This is a genomic window from Streptomyces sp. Tu 3180 (assembly GCF_009852415.1).
Taxonomy (GTDB): Bacteria; Actinomycetota; Actinomycetes; order Streptomycetales; family Streptomycetaceae; genus Streptomyces.
Genome location: NZ_WOXS01000002.1, coordinates 6288233 through 6310434 on the forward strand (window position 1 = coordinate 6288233; position 22202 = coordinate 6310434).

At 72.5% G+C, this 22202-nt stretch carries 12 protein-coding genes and 1 riboswitch; of the genes, 8 read left to right on the forward strand and 4 right to left on the reverse strand.

Translation table 11 applies throughout. The features are described from left to right. Positions 1 to 6: 6 nt before the first annotated feature. The gene (locus tag GL259_RS29125; RefSeq protein ID WP_159536262.1) at positions 7 to 420 is read right to left on the reverse strand and encodes an energy-coupling factor ABC transporter substrate-binding protein; all 414 of its coding nucleotides are present in this window, start codon (positions 418 to 420) and stop codon (positions 7 to 9) included. Next, positions 417 to 1124, reverse strand: coding sequence for an energy-coupling factor ABC transporter permease (locus GL259_RS29130; RefSeq protein WP_159536263.1), 708 nt, complete (start codon positions 1122 to 1124; stop codon positions 417 to 419). Before GL259_RS29130 ends, GL259_RS29125 begins: the two co-directional genes overlap by 4 nt. Before the next feature lie 29 nt (positions 1125 to 1153). Continuing rightward, a riboswitch (cobalamin riboswitch) is annotated at positions 1154 to 1338 on the reverse strand. A 201-nt stretch (positions 1339 to 1539) separates the two neighbouring features. On the opposite strand from GL259_RS29130, the gene GL259_RS29135 reads away from it, so the two are divergent. The 5 genes from GL259_RS29135 to GL259_RS29155 are packed head-to-tail and all read left to right on the forward strand — an operon-like array spanning position 1540 to position 6694. Then, complete coding sequence (locus GL259_RS29135) at positions 1540 to 3135, forward strand: ABC transporter substrate-binding protein (RefSeq protein ID WP_159536264.1); 1596 nt, start codon at positions 1540 to 1542, stop codon at positions 3133 to 3135. 20 nt (positions 3136 to 3155) lie between these two features. Then, positions 3156 to 4124 carry an ABC transporter permease gene (locus GL259_RS29140; protein WP_159539067.1) on the forward strand — a complete coding sequence of 323 codons (969 nt, stop codon included), beginning with the start codon at positions 3156 to 3158 and terminating at the stop codon, positions 4122 to 4124. A 5-nt stretch (positions 4125 to 4129) separates the two neighbouring features. Next, positions 4130 to 5032: an ABC transporter permease gene (locus GL259_RS29145; RefSeq protein ID WP_159536265.1), complete on the forward strand. Its 903-nt coding sequence runs from the start codon at positions 4130 to 4132 to the stop codon at positions 5030 to 5032. Continuing rightward, positions 5029 to 6042: an ABC transporter ATP-binding protein gene (locus GL259_RS29150; RefSeq protein ID WP_159536266.1), complete on the forward strand. Its 1014-nt coding sequence runs from the start codon at positions 5029 to 5031 to the stop codon at positions 6040 to 6042. The genes GL259_RS29145 and GL259_RS29150 overlap by 4 nt, the downstream gene beginning before the upstream one ends. Beyond that, complete coding sequence (locus tag GL259_RS29155) at positions 6035 to 6694, forward strand: ATP-binding cassette domain-containing protein (RefSeq protein WP_159536267.1); 660 nt, start codon at positions 6035 to 6037, stop codon at positions 6692 to 6694. Before GL259_RS29150 ends, GL259_RS29155 begins: the two co-directional genes overlap by 8 nt. Positions 6695 to 6955: 261 nt before the next feature. On the opposite strand, the gene GL259_RS29160 is transcribed toward GL259_RS29155, so the two are convergent. Then, complete coding sequence (locus GL259_RS29160; protein WP_159536268.1) at positions 6956 to 8023, reverse strand: hypothetical protein; 1068 nt, start codon at positions 8021 to 8023, stop codon at positions 6956 to 6958. Positions 8024 to 8159: 136 nt separating this feature from the next. On the opposite strand from GL259_RS29160, the gene GL259_RS29165 reads away from it, so the two are divergent. Next, the gene (locus GL259_RS29165; RefSeq protein ID WP_159536269.1) at positions 8160 to 8345 is read left to right on the forward strand and encodes a hypothetical protein; all 186 of its coding nucleotides are present in this window, start codon (positions 8160 to 8162) and stop codon (positions 8343 to 8345) included. Positions 8346 to 8417: 72 nt separating this feature from the next. Here the strand turns inward: GL259_RS29165 and GL259_RS29170 are convergent, their stop codons facing one another. Next, positions 8418 to 10055, reverse strand: a complete 1638-nt coding sequence (locus GL259_RS29170; protein WP_159536270.1) for a hypothetical protein — start codon at positions 10053 to 10055, stop codon at positions 8418 to 8420. Between the two features lie 387 nt (positions 10056 to 10442). On the opposite strand from GL259_RS29170, the gene GL259_RS29175 reads away from it, so the two are divergent. Together GL259_RS29175 and GL259_RS29180 are read left to right on the forward strand one after the other, a co-directional pair. Then, positions 10443 to 14780, forward strand: coding sequence for a LamG-like jellyroll fold domain-containing protein (locus GL259_RS29175; protein WP_243762404.1), 4338 nt, complete (start codon positions 10443 to 10445; stop codon positions 14778 to 14780). A 228-nt stretch (positions 14781 to 15008) separates the two neighbouring features. Continuing rightward, on the forward strand, positions 15009 to 21941 hold the full coding sequence (locus tag GL259_RS29180) for a polymorphic toxin-type HINT domain-containing protein (protein ID WP_159536272.1): 6933 nt from the start codon (positions 15009 to 15011) through the stop codon (positions 21939 to 21941). Positions 21942 to 22202 lie beyond the last annotated feature (261 nt).

The window sequence follows — 22202 nt, forward strand, 5'->3', positions numbered from 1 at the left end:
GAGGACTCAGCCCCGCCGTTCGGAGGAGGTCCCGTCACCGGCGTCCGCGCCGGCGTCCGGCCGCGCGGGATCCGCCGCCTCGCCGCCGGGGTCCGCCCCGGCCCCCGGCCGGGCCGCCGCACGCGCCTCGCCCTGCCGCCGCCCCCGCCGCAGCCCGAAGTAGTACGCGAGGCCGCCCGCGCCGATCGCCGCCTGGAGGGCGAACAGCGCCGACTCGATCTCGCCGGACGGCGGTTCGTACAGCGGCGAGAACCACGGCTCGTAGTCCGGGTCGATCTCGGTGATCGCGGTCTCCGCCTCGGCGTCGGCGCCCGTGAACGGCTCCTCCTTGTGGTCGCCGAGGCCGAGCGCCGGCGGCAGCACCGCGAGTGCGGCGACGAGGAGCAGCAGCAGGGTGTTGATCTTCGCGTTCCGGCTCATCGGGTCACCGCCCCGGCCTCGTCCCGCGTCTTGCGGCCGGCCGTCGTCACCAGCACCCCGAGCCGGGTCAGCTCACCCTTGCTGGACTGCACCAGCATGCGCATCACCAGCACGGTCAGCAGCCCCTCGCTCACCGCGAGCGGGATCTGCGTGACGGCGAAGACGGAGCCGAACTTGCCGAGCGCGCCGAGGAACCCGCTGTCCGGGTCGGGGAACGCGAGCGCGAGCTGGACGCTCGTCACGCAGTACGTCGACAGGTCGGCGACGAAGGCGCCGCAGAACACCGCCGCCATCAGCGGGACGCCGCAGCGGCGCAGCAGCTTGTAGACGCCGTACCCGGCCCAGGGGCCGACGACCGCCATCGAGAAGACGTTGGCGCCGAGCGTGGTCAGCCCGCCGTGCGCGAGCAGCAGCGCCTGGAACAGCAGGGTGATGGTGCCCAGCACCGCCACGACCGGCGGCCGGAACAGGATCGCGCCCAGGCCCGTGCCGGTGGGGTGGGAACAACTCCCCGTCACCGAGGGGAGCTTGAGCGCGGACAGGACGAACATGAACGCTCCCGAGGCGCCGAGCAGCAGCGTGCTCTCGGGATGTTCCTTGACCTCGCGGACGAGCGACCGGGCTCCGTGGACGACGAACGGCGCCGATGCGACGCTCCAGGCGACCGCGTGCGCCGGTGGCAGAAAACCCTCGGCTATGTGCATGGCTCAGCAGACCCTCTCCAGCACCTCGTGGATGGTTGACGCGCCTTGGCCGGTCTCCTGGCTGACGGGTACCACCGCCCGTGCTCCGCCTTCCCGGGTCCCGAGGGGACCCAGTGGCCGTCCGCGAGGACTGGAGCCGGACTTCCCGATCACAGTGGCGAGGGCCGCACCGGTATCGCACCGATTTCCCGTCACCAAGGCGTGGCGACAGTAGTGCCCGTTCCGGCCCGGTGACAAGCGGACGCGGGGGCGCGCGGGCAGCGCCCGGCGGCGAGCGCCCCGGCGCACACCTGCGGACTTGACACCGGCCGCGGACCCGTCGAAGCGGGGGGACTGGAAGAGGGCGGCGCCGGGCAGTGTCTTGCTGCAATTAATATGCAACAGCGATTTCAAGGCATCAGGGATGTGAGGTTCGATGACGACCCGACGAATACGGAGTGCCGCCACCGCCGCCGTCGCGGCCGCGGTGACCGGCGCGGCCGCCGCCTGCTCGGCGCCGGGCGGAGGCACGGACGGCGGCGCGTCCGCCGATTCCGTGGTGATCGGCGTCGCCTCCGAGCCGGACACCCTGAGCCCGCTGCTCGGCTACGGCAAGGACGGCAACTCCAAGATCTTCGACGGACTGCTCGTCCGGGACGCCGGCCAGAAGCTGAAGCCCGCGCTGGCGAAGGCGCTGCCCGAGGTCGGCGACGGCGGCCGTACCTACACCTACACCCTGCGCGACGGCGTGCGCTTCAGCGACGGCGAGCCGCTCACCGCCGACGACGTGGTCTTCACGTACCGCACGGTGCTGGACGACAGGACCAACAACACCGCCAAGAGCGAACTGGACGCCATCGAGGAGGTGCGGGCGGACGGCGACGACAAGGTCGTCTTCACCCTCAAGTACCCCTACGCGGCCTTCGCCGCCCGCACGGTCCTGCCCATCGTCCCCGAGCACGTCGCCGGCGAGCAGGACCCCAACACCGGCTCCTTCAACACGAAGCCGGTCGGCACCGGACCGTACGTCCTCACCGACTGGCGCAAGGGCGAGAAGCTCACCTTCAAGGCCAATCCGGACTACTGGGGCGGCGCGCCGAAGGTGAAAAAGCTCACCATGGCGATCGTCGCCGACGACGACGTCCGCGCCACCCGGCTGCGCTCCGGCGACCTCGACGGCGCGGTCCTCCCGCCCAACCTCGCCGCCACCTTCGAGAACGAGGACGGCAGGAAGACGTACCGGGCGACCTCCTACGACTTCCGCGCCGTCACCCTCCCCACCGGCAACCCGGTCACCGGCGACACCGCGATCCGCCGCGCCCTGGACCTCGCCGTGGACCGCGAGGCCATGGTCGACAAGATCCTCGACGGAGCCGGCCGCCCCGCCTACGGCCCGCTGCCCCTGGACGACCCCTGGTTCGCGCGGGGCACCGAACGCGACCGGGACCTCGGCGAGGCGGAGCGCGTCCTCGACGACGCCGGCTGGAAGCCGGGCCAGGACGGCATCCGCGCCAAGGACGGCCGCCGCGCCTCGTTCACGCTCTTCCACCCCTCCGGCGACAAGGTCCGCCAGGACCACGCCCTCGCCTACGCCTCCGACGCCAAGAAGGCCGGCATCGAGGTGAAGGTCGAGAGCGCCACCTGGGAGGTCATCGAGCCCCGGATGAAGCACGACGCCGTCCTCGCGGGCTTCGGCAGCACCGGCGACCCCGACTTCGGCCTCTACACCCTGCTGCACTCCTCCCTCGCCGGGGACGGCTTCAACAACATGGCCCGGTACGACGACCCGGCCGTGGACGAGGCCCTCGACACCGGCCGCCGCAGCCAGGACCCCGAGGACCGCAAGGCCGCCTACGACGACCTCCAGCGCGAACTGGTGAAGAACCCGGGCTACACCTTCCTCACCCACATCGACCACATGTACGTCCTCGCCGACCGCTGGGACGGGCTGACCACGCAGACCGAACCGCACGAGCACGGCTTCGCCAGCGGCCCCTGGTGGAACGTCGAGGACTGGCAGCCGAAGAAATGACCTCCCTGCCCTGGGGAGAGATGACCCGGCTCGTGGCACGGCGGGCCCTGTCCGCCGTGCCCGTGCTCCTCGTCGTCACCTTCGGCGTGTTCGCGATCGCCGCGGTCTCCCCCTTCGACCCCGTCAAGGCCTACGCGGGCACCGCCGCGCTCGGCGCCGACCGGGAGACCCTGGACCGGCTGCGGGAGAACCTCGGCGTGGACCGGCCCTTCGCCGAACGCTGGTGGGAGTGGCTGACCTCCGCGGCCGGCGGCGACCTCGGCCAGTCCAGCGTCATGCGCCAGCCCGTGGCCGAGGTGATCGGGGAACGGCTGGTGTGGTCGGCGCTGCTGTGCGCCGTCGCGTTCGTCCTCGCCGTCCTGCTCGGCACCGTGCTCGGCGTCCTCGCGGCCCGCCGCCCCGGCTCACCGGCCGACCGCGCCGTCACCTCCCTCGCCTACGCGCTGGAGGCCGCGCCGGTCTTCTGGATCGCCCTGCTCGCCGTCTGGCTGTTCGCGCTGAAACTGGACGTCCTCCCGGCCGGCGGCCTCACCGACACCGGCAGCGAGCACGTCACCGCCGGACAGCTCCTGAGCCACCTCGCGCTGCCCGCCGGCGTCCTCGCCGTCTCCCAGCTGCCCTGGTTCACGCTCTACGTCCGCCAGGGCGTCGGCGACGCGCTCGCCGAGGACCCGGTGCGCGGCGCCCGGGCCCGCGGCCTGAGCGAACGCACCGTGCTGCTCGGCCACGCCCTGCGCTCCGGACTGCTGCCGGTGCTCACCCTGATCGGCTCCCGCGTCCCCGAACTCATCACCGGGGCCCTGCTGGTGGAGAGCGTCTTCAGCTGGCCCGGCATCGCGGCGGCCACCGTGGAGGCGGCCACCGCCGTGGACTTCCCGCTGCTGGCCGCGCTCACCACCCTCGCCACCGCCGCCGTCCTCGCCGGGAACCTGCTCGCCGACCTGCTGTACGGACTGACCGACCCGAGGGTGAAGCTGAGTGAGATGTGATCCCCATGGCTGACACCACCGCCGAGAAGGCGAACGCCCCCGAGTCCGCGGCCGGGTGGCGCCCGCACGGCACCGCCCGCCGTTCCACCCACACCCTGAGGCTGCGCACCTCCGCCGCCCTGGTCGCCGTGACCGTCCTCGCGGTGCTGCTCGTGCCGCTGCTGGTCCGGTTCGACCAGCAGGCCGTCGACCTGGCCGCCGAGCTCCAGCCGCCCGGCTGGGCCCACCCCTTCGGCACCGACGACGTCGGCCGCGACCTGCTGCTGCGCTGCGTCCACGGGCTGCGCGTCTCCCTGCTCGTCGGCGTGGTGGCCGCGCTCACCGCCACCGTGATCGGCACCGCCGTGGGAGCCGCCGCCGGAGCCCTCGGCGGCCGGGTGGACCGCGCCGTCATGCGGCTGGTCGACACCGTCTCGTCCGTCCCGCACCTGCTGCTCGGCATCTTCATCGTCGCCATGTTCCGCCCGGGCGTCTGGCCGGTGGTGGTCTCCGTCGCCCTCACGCACTGGCTGTCCACGGCCCGCATCGTGCGCGCCGAGGTCCTCTCGCTGCGCTCCCGCCCGTACATCGACGCGGCCGTCTCCGGCGGCGCCTCCCGGTGGCGGGTGGCGGTCCGGCACCTGCTGCCCGGCGTGCTGCCGCAGGCCGGGCTCGCCGCCGTCCTGATGATCCCGCACGCCATGTGGCACGAGTCGGCGCTGTCCTTCCTCGGCCTCGGCCTGCCCGCCCACACGGCCAGCCTCGGCACCCTCATCCAGGGCGCCCGCGGCTCCCTGCTCGCCGGACAGTGGTGGCCCACCCTCTTCCCCGGCCTGTTCCTGATCATCCCCACCCTCGCCATCGCCGGGCTCGCCGGAGTCTGGCGCGAGCGGATCAACCCGCGCCGCCGATCGGAGCTGATGCTGTGACCGAGCGAACCGAGCGGACCGAGCGAACCGGGAGGCCTCCCGTGCTGTCGGTCCGCGGGCTGTCGGTGCGCTTCCTGCTGCCGGGCGGCCGCCGGATCGCCGCCGTCACCGACGCGCACTTCGACGTGGCGCCCGGCGAGTGCCTCGCCCTGATCGGCGAGAGCGGCTGCGGCAAGTCCGTCCTCGCCTCCGCCCTCCTCGGCCTGCTCCCCGCCAACGCGCAGACCGCGGGGAGCGCGCTCCTCGGCGACCTCGACCTGCTCACCGCCGACGAACGCACCCTCGCCCGCACCGTGCGGGGCCGCCGGATCGGCCTCGTCCCGCAGAGCCCGGCCGCCCACCTCACCCCCGTCCGCACCATCCGCTCCCAGCTGGAGGAGACGGTCGCCCAGCTCACCGGCGTCCGGGGCCGCGCGGCCCTGCGCACCGCCGCCGAGCGGGCCGCCGAACGCGCCGCGTTCCCGCCGGACCACCTCGACCGCCACCCCCACGAACTCTCCGGCGGCCTCGCCCAGCGCGCCGCCACCGCCCTCGCCCTGGTCGGCGGGGCGCCCCTGCTGCTCGCCGACGAACCCACCACCGGCCTGGACCGCGACCTGGTGGACCGCACCGTCGACGAACTGCGCCGCCACGTCGACGCCGACGGCGACCGGGCGCTGCTGATGATCACCCACGACCTGGCCGCCGCCGAGCGCATCGCCGACCGGATCGCCGTCATGTACGCGGGACGCATCGTCGAACTCGCCGACGCGAGCGCGTTCTTCGGCACCCCGGGCCCCCGGCACCCCTACAGCCGGGGCCTGCTGGACGCACTCCCCGACAGGGCCTTCACCCCCATCCCCGGGATGCCCCCCGAACTCGGCGCCCTCCCCGACGGGTGCGCCTTCGCCGCCCGCTGCGACCGGGCCACCGGCGCCTGCGCGACCCTCCCGCCCCTGACCGGAGCGGTCGCCTGCCACCACCCGGTCACGGCCGCCCAGGCCCCCGCGACGGAGGACGTCCGTGCTTGAACTGCGCGCCATCACCGCCGGATACGACCGCCGCGCCCCCGTCGTACGGAACGCGACCCTCGCCGTTTCCCCCGGCGAGGCCGTCGGCCTGCTCGGCCCCAGCGGCTGCGGCAAGTCCACCCTCGCGAGGGTCGCCGCCCTCCTCCACCGCCCCGACGCCGGCACCCTCCTCCTCGACGGCACGCCCGTACGCCACTGGCGCCACCGCGCCCCACGCGCACGGCGCACCGCCTTCGGTGTCGTCTTCCAGCAGCCCCGCCTCTCCGCGGACCCCCGGCTGCGCCTCACCGACCTGATCGCCGAACCCCTGCGCGCCACCGGCCGGCGCGAGGAGGTCCCCGCCCGGGTCCCCGAACTCGCCGGCACCGTCGGCCTGACCCCCGACCTGCTGACCCGCCGCCCCCACGAGGTCAGCGACGGCCAGCTCCAACGCGCCTGCCTGGCCCGCGCGTTGGTGCTCCGCCCCCGCTGGCTCGTCTGCGACGAGATGACCGCGATGCTCGACGCCTCGACCACGGCCGCACTGGTCGCGGTCGTCGAGGACTACCGCGCGGCGACGGGCGCGGGCCTGCTGGCCGTCGGCCACGACCAGACCCTGCTGGACCGCTGGTGCGACCGGACGGTCCACTGGGACACGGTCACCGGAGGGTGATGCCGCGCCCCTGGACGAGGGCGGAGCGGTCCCCGGCCTTCACCGTCACCGTCACCGCACCGGGACCGGCCGGACCGTCCCGGTGCGGCAGGAGCGGAGCCGACTCCTGCCGCCGCGGTGGGCGGACGACCCGCCCGGCCCGTCCGCGGACCCGCCGGCGAGTACGGCCGGTCGCACTCGCCGGTCACGGCGGCGCGCACCGCCGGCGGAGGTGCCGGCGGTGGTGCCGGCGGGGGTACCGGCACGCTCGTGCGCCGGGTGTCACGCCTGCGGCTCCTCCAGGAACTCCTCGTCCCCGAACGCCTCTTCCGGAGCGCCGCCGAGGAAGCCCTCCATGAGCTCGTCCATCCGCACCTCGGTGGCCCCCGAGGGAGCCGCGGTCTTCTCACCGCCGCGCACGCGCAGCACCAGCGCGAACTTCTTGACCTTCGCGTTCTCCGCCAGCTTGGCCAGGTCCACCGACACTTCGGTCAGCTCGCCGTTCTTCAGCGTGAAGTCGGCCGTGACCTTCTCGTCCGGCGCGTCCTTGAAGTCCTTGGCCGTCGGCAGCTCGGCCCCCGTCGGCAGCTCCTGCGCCAGCGGGCGCAGCTCGTCGAACAGCTCGGTCATCAGCGTGCGGAAGGGGGCCGTGGCCTTGATGTGCTCGGTGCCGTCCGACCCGCCGGAGGTCTTGAAGTCGACCTCCTGGGCGATGACCTGCCGCAGCGCCTTCGTGAGCTTCTTCTGCGTCCTGGCGTCGAGCGTGGGCTCCGCCGACGGCTCCTCGCCGCCGGGGGCCGGGCCACCCGCCATTCCCCCTCCGGCCTCCTCCAGGTCCTCGGTCGCGACCTTGATCCACTCGCCGTCGAGGAGCTTCTTGAACGCCCCCGCGCTGTCCGGCAGTTCGTCGGCGGGAGGCAGGGGGGCGCCCGTCATCCGCGCGAACGCCTCCGCGTCGACGCGGACGTAGGTGTAGTCGCCGACCAGCCGGTACTCGAACAGGTCGCCGTCCGGGCCGCTGAACTTCAGCGCCATGGCGCTGAAGTCCTTCTCACCGGACTTCTCGAGCGGCTTCCTGGACTGCACGGAGACGGATATCCGCGCGTCGCTGAGCATTTCGGCGATCTCGTCGGACATCTTCTCGTCGGGCGCCGCCTCGGCGTCCATCGCCTTCAGCGTCGCCGCGTCGGTGTCCAGGTCCAGCTCGAAGGAGAGCGAGTGCTCCTTCCCGAGCTCCTCGAAGGCCCGGTCGAGCTTCTGGCCGGCCGACAGGTTCTCCACCGTGCCGCAGGCGGCGGAGCCGGCCAGGACGGCGGTGGCGACGGCGGTGGCGGTCAGGGTCTTGCGCATGGCGGAAATGACGGTCTCCTCGTGACATACGACCAGGACGGTCGCTGAAGAGACCGATCAACACCCCGAACGGTTGTACGCCACCTGTGAACCGGTCGCCGGCGGGGCCCGGGAGGTCCGGCCGGGACGAGGCCGCGTGCTCCGGGCGTGCACGGAGGTCGACCTCCCCCTGGACCTGCGGGTCACCGACGAGCTGCGGCGCTACCGGGAGTGCAGCCGGGTCACGCCGGCCACCATGGCGCAGGTCTACCCGCAGGACCGGGGGCAGAACTACGCGGTGGCGATGGCGCACCGGGTCACGGAGCTGATCGGCGCGCGATGAGTCCCGGCGCGACGACGGCCACCGTCCCGTCCCGGGCGGTGGCCGTCGTCCTGCCGGCCCACCGGTCCGCGGTCACCGCAGCCGGCACACCACGAGCCGCGTCACGGGCGCCGGTGGGCAGTCGTAGCGCGCCTCGATCCGCCGCGCCAGCGCCCGGTCGATCTTCGTCGGCGGGAACCAGCCGCGGTTCAGCACCGCGTACCGCGGCGGGTCCTCCTCCAGGCAGCGGGCGTTCTCGGCGTACGAGTCGAGGGCGGCGACGTCCGGCAGGTAGCGGGTGCGCTGCAGGAACGTCGGGACCGGGTAGGGGCAGGGCGAGGCGTGCCCGATGAAGTACGCCTCGTCACCGAAGGCCAGGTACTGCACGAGCGCCCCGTCCGGCAGCCGCCGCCGCAGGTCCGCCGCCGCGTCGGCCTTCGCCTGCGAGGCCCGCAGGTACGCGGCGTTGGTGTCGCCCACCTTGCCGTGGTCCATGAGGTGCGGGGAGGCCGGCCAGACCGTGACGGCGGCGAGGGCGATGCCGGCCAGCCCCGCCGCGGCGGGAGGCAGCCGGAGAGCGGAGGCGGCGTCGCGGGTCGTGCGCAGGTCGGCCAGCGCGGCGCCCAGCGCCACGAGTCCCGCCGACCACACGACCGCTGGGCGTTGCAGCGACCCGGGGGCGCTGGAATAGAGCGGCGCAAGGACGGCGGCGGTCGTGCTCGCCACCAGGAACCACACCGGCGCCCGCCCCCGCACCCCGTACCACCGGGCCACCGCCAGCCCCCACACCGCGGCGGCGCCCACCGGCAGCGCGGCGGCGTGGTACGCGAACCAGTTGCCCTGCACCACCACCGCGCCCAGGCCCACGGCGGCCGTCGCCGCGGCGAGCAGCGCCCACCGCGCACGCCGCCGCCGGTCGTCCTGGCAGGCGAGCAGCAGGAGCAGCGCGGCGGGCAGCAGGAGCAGCACGGGACTGAGGACGGCCCGGTCCGCGAGGAAGTCGGCCGACCGGGAGAAGAGCTCGCCCGGCCGCAGGCCCCGACGGGACAGCGAGCCCTGGTTGATCCGCGGCATGTCCCGGATCCACTGCCACTCCCGCGAGCCCGACCAGAGGCTGAAGCCGAGCAGCAGCGCGCCGGACACGGCCGTCGCGGCGGCGAGGAGCAGCGCGCGCACCCGGTCGGCGGCGAGGACGACCAGCAGCGCGATGAGCGCGGTGGCGGCGGTGGAGTACTTCATCATCACCGCGAGTCCCAGCGGCACGGCCGCGAGCGCCGCGGCGGGCAGGGGCCGTGCGACGGCGAGCACGGCGGCCACCGCGAGCACCGACAGCAGCGCGGCCGTCCACTCCGGCTGCAGGAAGTCGGTGCGCGGCGCCAGCGCGAGGGCCAGGGCCACCGCGGCGCCGGCCAGGTCCGCCTCCCGGTGCGGCAGCCGCCGGCGCAGCGCCGCGCGCAGGGCGAGTCCGGCGGCGAGACACAGCAGCACGCCCGCGGCCCGCAGGGCCGCCTCGCGGACCGCGGTCGGCCCGGCGGTCAGCTGGTCGAGGCCGTGGATGAACCACCGGTAGAAGTAGGGCCGGTGGGTGAAGGTCTCCGACGGTGAGATGCCGACCGCCTCGCCGCTCCGCAGGCACGCCAGCACGTACCGGATGTCCCCGTGCAGCCGGGCCGTCGCCACGGAGTGGACCAGCAGCGCCCCCACCGCGAGCCCGGCGGCCAGACGCGTCACGCGCGCTCGCCGTCCGTCCGGCGGTTGCCTCCGAGGCTGCGGTGTCAGCAAGTTGTTCACGACGCCGGACATTAACAGCATTCCCGCAAACGCTTGCCGGTGAATTCGGTTTACAGGGGTGTTCACCCCCGAGTCACCTTTGGTTTAAAGCGAATTCGCTGAGGAATTCCTGTGTGTACTCCCTTGTGATCAAGGTCGCTCCACGGTTTGCGGTATGCGCGGCGGTAACGCGCGAATGCCCCCAGTTATTCCTGTGGACGCGATCACACGCCGTTCTTACGGTTCCCACACGATCAGTTGACGCGTTTTCAGGGGAGCAGGGGAGGCTGGGGGATGTTTTGGCATGCCCGCGCATGCAGAGGACCCGGTAGACGGGCGGCGCTGACGGTGGCGATCGCACTCGTGGCCGGGACGGTGTCGGTCGCCGGAGTCGCGCCCGCCGTGGCCGCGCCGGCCACCGCCGGGTCCGGCGAGGCGACCGGCGAGGCCGTCGGTGACGGTTCGGGGGAGGCGTCCGCCGAGGACAGGGCGCTCACGCAGGCCGCGCGCACCGGCAAGAAGGTCGAAGTCGTCCCGGCGCGCGGTGAGAGCAGCGATCTGTTCGCCACGCCCGACGGAAAGCTGGAAGCGCGCGAGTACCTGCGTCCGGTCCGGACCCGGATCGACGGCAAGTGGGTGGACATCGACACCACTCTCGCCACGACCGGCGATGGTTCGGTCGTACCGAAGGCGGTCTCCACGGGTCTCGTCTTCTCCGGCGGCGGGGACGGCCCGCTGGTCCGGCTCGAACGCACCGGGCGCAGTCTGGAGTTCGGCTGGCCCGGTGACGTGCCGAAGCCGACACTGGACGGGGACACGGCGACGTACCCCGACATCCTGCCGGGCGTGGACCTGCGGCTCGGCGCCCAGGAGGACGGCTTCACGCAGCTGCTGGTCGTCAAGTCGGCCGAGGCCGCGAAGAGCAGGGAGCTGACCGAGCTGCGGATGCGGCTGGCCGGTGACGGCGTGACCGTGCGGGAGACCGCCGGGGGCGGCCTGGCCGCGGTCGACAAGGGCGCCGGGAACCCGGTGTTCGAGGCCGGGACGCCGATGATGTGGGACTCCAGCAAGGGCGCCGACAGCGGCACGGGCGCGGGCACGGCGGCCCGGTCCGGGCAGCTGAGCGCCGCCGCCGGGGAACAGCCCGCAGCCACGGACCGGCCCACGGCCGGCGACCGGCCCGCCGCAGGCGAGCCCGGCGAACCGGGCGCCGCCGAGTCGGGCCGCCTGGCCCACGTGGGCGTCGAGGTGACCACCGGTGGCCGGGAACTGGTCCTGACCCCCGACCAGGACGTGCTGACGGGGCCGGACACGGTCTACCCGGTGTTCATCGACCCGCAGTGGTACTCGCCGAGGGCCTCCGCGTGGACGATGGCCTCCAAGTACTGGGCGTCCTCGCCGCAGTGGAAGTTCAACGGCGAGTCCGACGCGGGCCTCGGCTACTGCGGCTGGGCGTACTGCAAGCCGTACGACACCAAGCGGCTCTTCTACCAGATCCCCACCTCCCGGTTCGCCGGCAAGTCGGTGCTGTCGGCGGAGTTCGTGGTGCGCGAGACGCACGCGGCGTCCTGCCAGGCGCGCGAGGTGCAGCTGTGGCGGACGAAGGGGATCAGCTCCTCGACGACCTGGAATTCCCAGAACGCGTCCGGCTTCTGGATCGACCACATCGAGAACCGCAGCTTCGCCCACGGCTACGACGGCTGTGCGGCGGCGGACGCGGAGTTCAACGTCAAGGGCGTAGTCGCCCAGGCCGCCGCCGGGAAGTGGCCGTCGGTCACCTTCGGCATGCAGGCCACCAGCGAGAGCGATCCGTACACCTGGAAGCGGTTCTCGGACGACGCGTATCTGCGGGTGCAGTACAACCGTCCGCCCGCCCAGATCAGGATGTCACAGCTCACCCAGGACCCGGGCGGCGCCTGTGCCCGGCCGGGGTCGGCCAAGCGGGTGCGCAGCCTGCCGAAGATGCGGGCCAACGACGTGACGGACCCGGACGGCGACCGCGTGCGGGTGCAGTTCGAGGCGTCGTGGGACACCGGGGACGGCAAGGGCTTCACGACCCGCTGGACCTCCGCCGCCTCCACCTACAAGGCCTCGGGATCGGACTTCTCCCTCTCGCTGCCCAGCACCATCCCGAAGAACAAGACCATCGGCTGGTCCGCCCGCTCGAACGACGGCGCCCAGTGGTCGCCCTGGTCCTGGGTCGGCGACGCCACCGCTTGCAACACGGTCTACGACACCTCCGTGCCGGCGGGCCCGTCCATCACCTCGGCCCAGTACCCGGCCTCCGACCCGGAGGATCCGCAGGACCCCTGGCTGGACGGCGTGGGCCGCTACGGCTCCTTCACCATCGACTCGACCTCCACGGACGTGTCCAAGTACTGGTTCGGCGTCAACGGCGACCCGACCAGCCGGCACACGCTGACCACCTCCGGCGGCGGCGCGAAGACGATGAAGTTCATGCCGACCAAGCCCGGCGTCAACTTCATCACCGCCCAGGCCTTCGACACGGCCGGCAACGCCAGTGAGATCCGCACCTACCAGTTCCGCGTGCGCGCCGGGCAGCCCGACCGGCTGACCTGGGACTTCGACGAGGGCGCGGGCGCGGCCGGCGCCATGGGGCAGGGCGGCGAATGGCCCGCCGAGCTCAACGGCGGCGCCCGGCCCGGAGCGGACGGCGTCTCCGGCGCCGGCCTGCACCTGGACGGCGTGGATGACCACGCGGCCACCACGTCCCCGGTGCTGAACACCGGCAAAAGCTTCTCGGTGTCGCTGTGGGCGAGACTGCCCGTCGACAAGCCCGACACGGCGGCCGTGGCCGTATCGCAGGCCGGTCACAACACCAGCGGGTTCGAGATCTACCACTCCTCCGCGCTGGGCGGCTGGGTGTTCCTGCGGCACACCGCCGACGCGGCGGGCACCACGACCGTGCGCGCGGTGCAGCCCGCCTGCCCGAGCGGGGACACGACGTGCGCGAGCGGCCGGCTCGGTGTCTGGACGCACCTGGTCGGCGTGTTCGACAACCCCAACCAGCAGATGCGGCTCTACGTCGACGGCAGGCAGGTCGGCTCGGCGGCCTTCAGCGGCCCGTGGGACGCCCGCGGAAAAACGATTCTGGGCGCGGCTTCCCACTACGGCACGGTGGGCAACTTCTTCTCCGGCGACCTGGACGAGGTGCAGCTGTTCGACTACCAGCTGACGACCGCCCAGGTGGGCGAACTGGCGGGCCGGCAGCCGGTCGGCACCGGCCGCCCCGCCAAGCTGGTGTGGCCGCTGGACGAGGACGCCACGGCCACCGCCGTGGTCGGCCGCGGCCAGCGCACCGACGCCACGTACAAGGGCGGGCCCACGACCGGCGTCGCGGGGGTCGACGGCCGCGCGGTGGCGCTCGACGGCGTCGACGACCATGCCAGCACGGGCCGGCCGGTGCTGGACACGTACCAGAGCTTCGCGGTCGCGGCCTGGGTGCGCCTGCCCCGCGACAAGGAGGCCAGGGCGACCATCGCCCTCTCCCAGCTCGGCACCACCCGGCGCAGCTTCGAGCTGTACCACTCCTCGGCGCTGGGCGGCTGGGTCTTCGTCCGGCCCGAGAGCGACACCGCGGGAGCGCCCCTGGTCCGCGCCACCCACGCAGCCTGCCCCGCGGACACCAACTGCGCGGCGGGGCGGTTCGGCGAGTGGAACCACGTGGTGGGCGTGTACGACGCCGACGCGGCCAAGCTGCTGCTCTACGTCAACGGCGTGCTGCGGGCCGAGACCGCCTACACGCACCGCTGGTCGTCCGAGGGGCCGCTCAGCATCGGCGCCGGGCTCAACCCGGACGGCACGATGACCATGCCGGTCAAGGGCGACATCGACGACGTACGGCTCTACGACCGGGCGGTCTCCGACGACGAGGTGCGCCAGCTCGTCAAGCAGAGGCCGCTGGTGAAGTCCCGCTGGCTGCTGGAGTCGGCCACGGGCGCGCCGGCCGCGTCGCCGAACGCGGTCGCCGGCGGCCCCGCCCTCACCCTGGGCGGCCAGGCGTCCTTCACCCCCGGCTGGGTGGACGACAACGCGCTCGTCCTGGACGGCGTCGACGACTACGCGGCCACCACCGGAGTCCCGGTGGACACCGGCGCCAGCTACACCGTCACCGCCTGGGCCCAGGCCGCGGCCGTGCCCGACCGGCAGGCGACGGTGATCAGCGCAGAGGGCGCCGCGAAGAGCGCCTTCGACGTCCGGTTCGTGCCGGGCGCCGATCCGGCGACGGACTCCGGCCGCTGGCGGATCGTGCTGCCCGGCTCCGACTCCGCGACGGCGAGCACCGTGACGGTGGACAACCACCAGTTCTACAGCGCCACCGACTGGAACCACCTGGCGCTCGTCTACGACGGTTTCGCCGACCAGGCGCGGCTCTACGTCAACGGACAGCTGGAGCAGGTCGCCTGCCTGGACACCGACTCGGACGGCACCCCGGACGACACCGGCTGCGCCGAACGGGTCTCCTGGTCCGCCAACGTCGCCACGTACACCGCGACCAAGTCCCTGCAGCTGGGCCGCAGCAAGGTCGGCACCACCGCCGGTGACCACTGGGCGGGCGCGATCGACGACGTGTGGACCTTCCAGGGCGCGCTGAGCGAGGCGCAGATCGGCCACCTGTCGCTGGGCATGCCGGGGTTCGCCACCGAGGTCCCGGGCTCGGACTGACCGAACAGGCACCGGACCGCCGCTCAGCGAGGGCGCCCGGTGCGGCGGTGCGGGACGGGCCGTGCGCCCGTCCCGCCCGTGCACGTCACTCGTCGCGGTCGCGCGGTCGATTCCGCGCGGCCACCGCGATCAGGAAACCAAGGGGAACGGAACACGATGAGATTCACGCCAGCCGGGGGCCGAGCCGCCCGGTGGAGACGCCGGACGGCACAGGCCACCGGCGTCGTCATGATCGCCACACTGATCCAGGGGACCGTCGCCCCCGGCAGTTCGGTGGCCGCGCCGGACGACGGCCGGGGCAGGCCGGCGCTGCCCAGGGCGGAGCGGCCCGTGGCCGGCTCCGACGCCGCCAAGGCCAAGGCCCGCACGGTGGACAAGGGTCCGCGCACCCCGCGCTCCGTACCGAAGAACCGCTGGCCCGAAACCGGTTCGGGCAAGGTGACGCTCGCCGCCGCACCGGCCGGCCGGAAGGCGGCGGCACCGGTCCGGGCCGGCAGCCTGCCCGTCTCGCTGGGCCGGCCCGCCGGCTCCGCCGCCCGGACGTCCGCGAAGGACCGGGCCGCGACGGGCTCCGTGGGCGTGGAGCTGGCCGGCCGGCGCGAGGCCCGGCGGGCCGGCGTCGACGGACTGCTCGTCACCCTCTCCCCACGGGGCGGAAACTTCACCGGCGGCGCAGCCCAGGTGCGCGTCGACTACCGCGACATCGCCCAGGCGTACGGCGGCGGCTACGGCGCCCGGCTCACCCTGACGCAGCTGCCCGCCTGCGTCCTGAAGACGCCGGAGCGGGACAAGTGCCGCACCCGGACACCGGTCGAGACCGTGAACGACACGGAGACGGGCACGCTCACCGCACCGTCCCTGAGCCTCGCCGCCGGACAGCGGACCGTGCTCGCCGCAGTGGCCGACGACACGGCCGCCACCGGCGACTACAAGGCGACCTCGCTCAGCCCCTCCGCGACCTGGCAGACCAACCTCAACACCGGTGACTTCACCTGGTCCTACGGCATGGGCGTCCCCGAGGTGCCCGGCGGGCTGAAGCCGAGCGTCGGCATCGGCTACTCCTCCGGCTCGGTCGACGGTCGCACCGGCGAGACCAACAACCAGTCCTCCTGGGTCGGCAGCGGCTTCGACCTGTGGCCGGGCTACATCGAGCGCCGCTACAAGCCGTGCGCCGACGACGGGGTCGAGAACAGCGACGGCTTCAAGCCCGGCGACCTGTGCTGGGGCTACGACAACGCCTTCCTCAGCTTCAACGGCAAGGGCGGCGAACTCGTCCCCGTCGGCAACGGCGAGTTCAAGCTCCGCCAGGACGACGGCACCCGCGTCACCCGGCTCACCTCCACCGACCGGGGCAACGGCGACGACAACGGCGAGTACTGGCGGCTGACCGACCCCGACGGCGTCCGCTACTACTTCGGCTACCACCGGCTCCCCGGCTGGGCCGACGGCAAGAGGACCACCGGGTCGACCTGGACCGCCCCCGTGTTCGGCGACGACTCGGGCGAGCCGTGTCACGCGAGCGCCTTCGCCGACTCCTGGTGCCAGCAGGCCTGGCGCTGGAACCTCGACTACGTCGTCGACCCGCGGGACAACGCGATCGCGTACTACTACACGCAGGAGAAGAACTCCTACGGACGCAACCTCAAGGCGGCCGACGACACCCGCTACACCCGCGGCGGCTACCTGAGCGAAATCCAGTACGGACTGAAGTCGTCGGCGATGTACAGCACCGCGGCACTCGCGAAGGTGACCTTCGCCAACGCCGAGCGCTGCCTGCCCGACGCGCAGACCACCTGCTCGTCCATCGGCACGGACTCCGCGTACTGGTACGACACGCCCTGGGACCTCAACTGCGACGAGGGCGCCGACTGCGACGAGGGCCGCCTCTCCCCGTCCTTCTGGACCCGCAAGCGCCTCACCGAGGTGACCACGCAGGTCCTCGACGCGGCCGGTGCCTACCAGGAGGTCGACTCCTGGAAGCTGACCCACCGCTGGGGCACGGCGGACATCGACTACCAGCTGCTGCTCGACTCCGTCCAGCACACCGGCCACACCGCCACGCCCGCGATCACCCTGCCGAAGACCACCTTCGGCTACACGCAGCTGGCGAACCGCCTGGACAAGACGGGCGACGGGTTCGCCCCGTTCATCAAGTCCCGGCTGTCCACGATCGCCGACGAGTACGGCGGCCAGCTCGACGTCGGCTACTCGGCGCCCGCCTGCGACTGGGCCGCGCTGCCCACTCCGGAGACGAACACCACGCGCTGCTTCCCGCAGCACATCGGCGGCAGCTCCACGGACGACCCCGAACGGCACTGGTTCAACAAGTACGTCGTCGAGTCCGTCACCGCCACCGACCGCACCGGCGGCGCCCCCGACCAGGTCACCCGGTACGAGTACCTCGGCCCGGCCGCCTGGCACTACGACGATGACGACGGCCTGACCAAGGAGAAGTCCAAGACCTGGTCCCAGTGGCGCGGCTACGGGCACGTCCGCGTCAGGACCGGCGGCCAGGGCGGCGACACGGCCATGAAGACGCAGGCCGACACCTACTTCCTGCGCGGCATGGACGGCGACCGGCTGGCGCCCAGCGGCGGCACGAAGGACGTCAGCGTCACCCTCGGCGCGGGCGAGGGCGACCCGATCACCGACCATGAGGCATTCGCCGGCACCGCCTACAAGACGGTCACCTTCTCCGGCAACGGCGGCAAGGTCCTGTCCAAGACGGTCAACCGGCCCTGGCGCCACGAGACCGCCCGCAAGGCCCGCGACTGGGGAACCGTCACCGCCAACTTCACCGGCATCGGGCACACCAAGTCGTGGACGTCCCTGGACGACGGCGAGGGTGCGTCCTGGCGCACCACGGCCGGCTCGTCGTCGTACGACACCGTGGCCGGACGCGTCACCACGCTGGAGGACCTCGGCGACACCTCCACCGCGGCGGACGACCGCTGTACCCGCACGGTCTACGCCACCAACACCACCGCCAACATCCTCACTCTGCCCGCGCGCGTCGAGACGGTCGCCAAGGCCTGCGACGCCACCGTGGACCGCTCCAAGGACGTCATCTCCGACGTCCGCAACGCCTACGACGGCGGGGCCTACGGCGCGGCCCCCACGAAGGGCGACGTCACGGCCACGGCGCTGCTGAAGAAGCACGACGGCACCACGGCCACCTACCTGGAGTCCGGCGCCACCTTCGACCCCTACGGGCGCGTGCTCACCAGCACCGACCTGACGGCCACCGTCACCGTGACGGGCTCGGCCGCCCCGGTGCGCACCGCTCGGACGGACGGCCGCACCACCACCACGGTCCGCACCCCGGCCACCGGGTTCGTCACCAGGACTGTCGTGACCGGCCCGCCGGCCAAGCCCGGTGACGCCACCACGTCCCTGGTGAACACCACCACCCACGGCGCGCGCGACCTGCCGTTGACCCAGACGGACGCCAACGGCAAGGTCACCACCTTCGCCTACGACGCCCTCGGCCGTTCCTCCAAGGTGTGGCTCGCCGACCGGCCGACCACCCTGACCCCCACCTACGCCTTCGACTACCTGGTCGACGAGGGCCGGCCGGTGGCCGTGGCCACCACGGCGCTCGGCACCAACGGCAGCCAGGTCACGGCGTACAGCATCTACGACGGGTTCCTGCGCCAGCGGCAGACACAGAAGCCGGGACCGGACGGCGGACGCCTGCTGTCCGACGTCTTCTACGACGAACGCGGTCTTCCGGCGAAGACGTTCGAGACCTACTACGCCACCGGCGCGCCCTCCCGCACGGTGTTCGAGCCCGACAACGCGCTGGCGGTCGAGACCCAGATCCGCACCACGCACGACGGCCTGGGCCGCCCCACGCTCACCGAGACGATCGCCGGCAACGGCGACGGCGGCACGGTGGTGAGCACCACCCGCACGATCCACGGCGGCGACCGCACCACGGTCATCCCCCCGGTGGGCGGCACCGCGACCACCACGGTCACCGATGCCCGCGGTCAGACCACGGAGCTGCGCCAGCACCACGCACGGGCCGCCGAGGCCTCGTACGACACCACCCGCTACGGCTATACGCCTCGCGGTGAACTGAACAAGCTGACCGACCCGGCGGGCAACGTCTGGAGCTACACCTACGACCTGCTCGGCAACGTGACGTCGGCCGTCGACCCGGACAAGGGCAACAGCTCGACCGCCTACGACGACCGGGGCCAGGTCGTGTCCGTCTCCGACGACTCCGACACCGACCTGTACCACCTCTACGACGGTCTCGGCCGCCGGACCGAGCTGCGGGAGAACAGCGCCACCGGCCCACTGCGCGCCAAGTGGGTCTACGACACGGTCAGCGGAGCCAAGGGCCACCTGGCCGAGTCCACCCGATACGTCGGCGGCAACGCTTACACCAGCAAGGTCGTCGCCTACGACCGGCTCTACAGGATCCAGCGCTCGACGGTGACGATCCCCACGAGCGAGGGAGCGCTCGCCGGCACCTACCTCACCTCCACCGCGTACAACGTGGACGGCTCCGTGCGCACGACCGGCTTCCCCGCCGCCGGCGCCCTGCCCGCCCACACGGTCACGCACACCTACGAGGAGGGCACGCAGCGCCTGGCCGCCCTCGGCGTCAGCCAGGGCATCGACACCACCATCAGCTACAGCCTCACCGGCAAGCCGCTGCGGCAGGAGTTCTCCCACAACGGCGGCAAGAAGACCTGGCTGACCAACACCTACGAGTGGGGCACGCAGCGCCTGGCCACCTCGAAGGTGGACCGGCAGGACGTGCCGGGCGTCGACCGGCACAACACCTACGGCTACGACCAGGCCGGCAACGTCCTGTCCGTGTCGGACGTCTCCCGTTCCGGCACCGACACGCAGTGCTTCGCCTACGACCACCTGCGCCGCATGAAGACGGCCTGGACCCAGGCCACGACCACCTGCGCCGTGGCCCCGAGCGCCCAGACGGTCGGCGGTCCCGCCCCGTACTGGCACTCCTACACCTATGACAAGGTGGGCAACCGGGAGACGGAGACCCTGCACGACCTCTCCGGCGACCCGGCGAAGAACACCGTCCGCACCTACGACTACCCCGACCCGGGCGCGCCGCGTCCGCACGCCCTGTCCTCCGTGACCCAGACCGGGCCCGGCGGCACCGCACGCGACTCCTACGGCTACGACGCGGTCGGCAACACCGACACACGCACGCTCGCCGGCACCACCCAGGACCTCGACTGGGACGCCGAGGGCCGTCTGGTGAAGGTGACCAAGCCGGTCGAGGGCAAGCCCGACGACGTCACCGAGTACGTCTACGACGCCTCCGGCAACCGGCTCATCGCCCGCACGTCCAAGGAGACCACCCTCTACCTCGGCTCCACCGAGGTCACCGTGGCCAAGGGCGGCACCACCGCCAAGGCCACCCGCACCCTGGACCTCGGGAGCGGGCACCAGGCGGTGATCGACAACACCGGTGCGGTCTCCTTCACCCTCGCCGACCACCAGGGCTCGGGCCAGCTGGCGGTGAAGGCGTCCGACCAGCAGCTGACCCAGCGCCGCACGCTGCCCTTCGGCGGCGTCCGCGGCACCGAGCCGAGCACCTGGCCCGGCGTCCGGGGCTTCGTCGGCGGTCTGGACGACAGCGACACCACCGGGCTGCAGCACCTGGGCGCACGCGAGTACGACCCGGCGACCGGCCGGTTCCTCTCCGTCGACCCGCTGCTCGCCCCGGAGGACCCGCAGGCGCTCAACGGCTACGCCTACAGCAACAACAGCCCGGTCACCTTCAGCGACCCCGACGGAATGCGCTGCATCCACGGCGCGCCCGGCGGCGGCGCGGACGGCATCTGCGCGGGCGTGCCCGGCGACACCGACGGCGTCATCAACGGCACGTCCAACAACTGCCAGCGCACGGACGCCTGTTACGACACGGCCGTCCGGATGATCCGGCAGTCCAAGAAGAACGGCACCTACGGCGTGAAGCCGGTCGTGGTCCAGCCCAAGGGCGACTCGATCACGATCCAGGGCGTCTACGTCCCGACCCAGGCCGAGCTGGCGGAGAAGTTCCCGTACTACCACGAGAACCTGGACTACCAGCACAACCTCAACAACTGGGTGCGGGCGAGGTGCACCGGCTTCCAGAACGCCGGCTCGGAGTTCTGCACCGCCGTGGGCAAGCTCGGCTGGTTCGGTGACCAGAACGGCCCCGGCATCCTGGAGGTCCTGGGCATCGACGACTACGTCGGCTGCGCCAAGGGCACCGGCGGCGCCTGCAAGGCGGCGGCGGCCGACGCGGCGGTGGCGCTCGGCACCGGTCTGCTCGGCAAGGGTGCCAAGATCGTCTTCAAGGGCTTCAAGGCGGCCTTCAAGAAGGGCGACTCCGTTCCCATCGAGTGTCTGGTGGGAGGCGGCCGGCACAGCTTCACCCCCGGCACGCTCGTCCTCATGGCCGACGGCTCCACCAAGCCGATCGAGGACGTCCGGATCGGTGACGAGATCGTGGTCACCGACCCGGAGACCGGCCGCACGACCATCCGGAAGGTCGTCGCCACCATCGTGACCGAGGACGACAAGCACTTCGTCGACCTCACGGTCTCCCGCAAGGGCGCCCCCGCCGCGGAGCCGCTGACCTCCACGACGACGCACCCGTTCTGGTCCCCTTCCGAGGGCGCCTGGCTGTACGCCGGTGAACTCGAGCCGGGCATGACGCTGCGCACGGCCGACGGCGGCACGGCCGAGGTGACGAAGACCCACGAGTACCGCAGGCTCCAGCGCACGCACGACCTCACCGTCGACGGCATCCACACCTACTATGTGATGGCGGGCGAGACCCCGGTTCTGGTGCACAACGCGGGTGGATTCCTCGCGCGTGGGTCGAAGGATCCGCTGAGCTTCGGAAGCAACTACACCGGGCGGGTCGACCGGTTCGACATCGGCGGTACGTCGGACTTCGAGATCCACGTGTACCACCGCGGAAAGGAAATCGGAATCTTCGGCAGTGACGGATGGTTCTCGAAGCACGGAAAGAGCGCCGACGTCGTCGTCCCGAACGATGTCTACAACAACCTGAAGGGTCTGGCCGTGGGCGAACTGCGAAGGGACGGCCGCATCGGTCCCAAGGGCACGGAGAACATCAAGGGCGACAACTGGAAGCGTCCGCGCATCACCGGGGGTTGCTGATGCAGTACGTTCGGGTGGAGCCGCTCGCGGACCGGTACGGGTACCACCTGGATCCGCAGGCGTACCTCGAGGTCCTGCCGCGGCTCGCCGGGGAGCTTCCCGCCGGGGCGGCCCGCGTTCGCCACGGACTCCGGTCATTACGACTTCCGGGACTCCCGGTGCGTCAAGGATCTGGAACTGGGCAGGGCGACCCTCGCCGACGACCAGGGGGAGATCTCCCTCGAACTGCTGCTGACTCCGAACGAGTGGAAGCACGAGAGC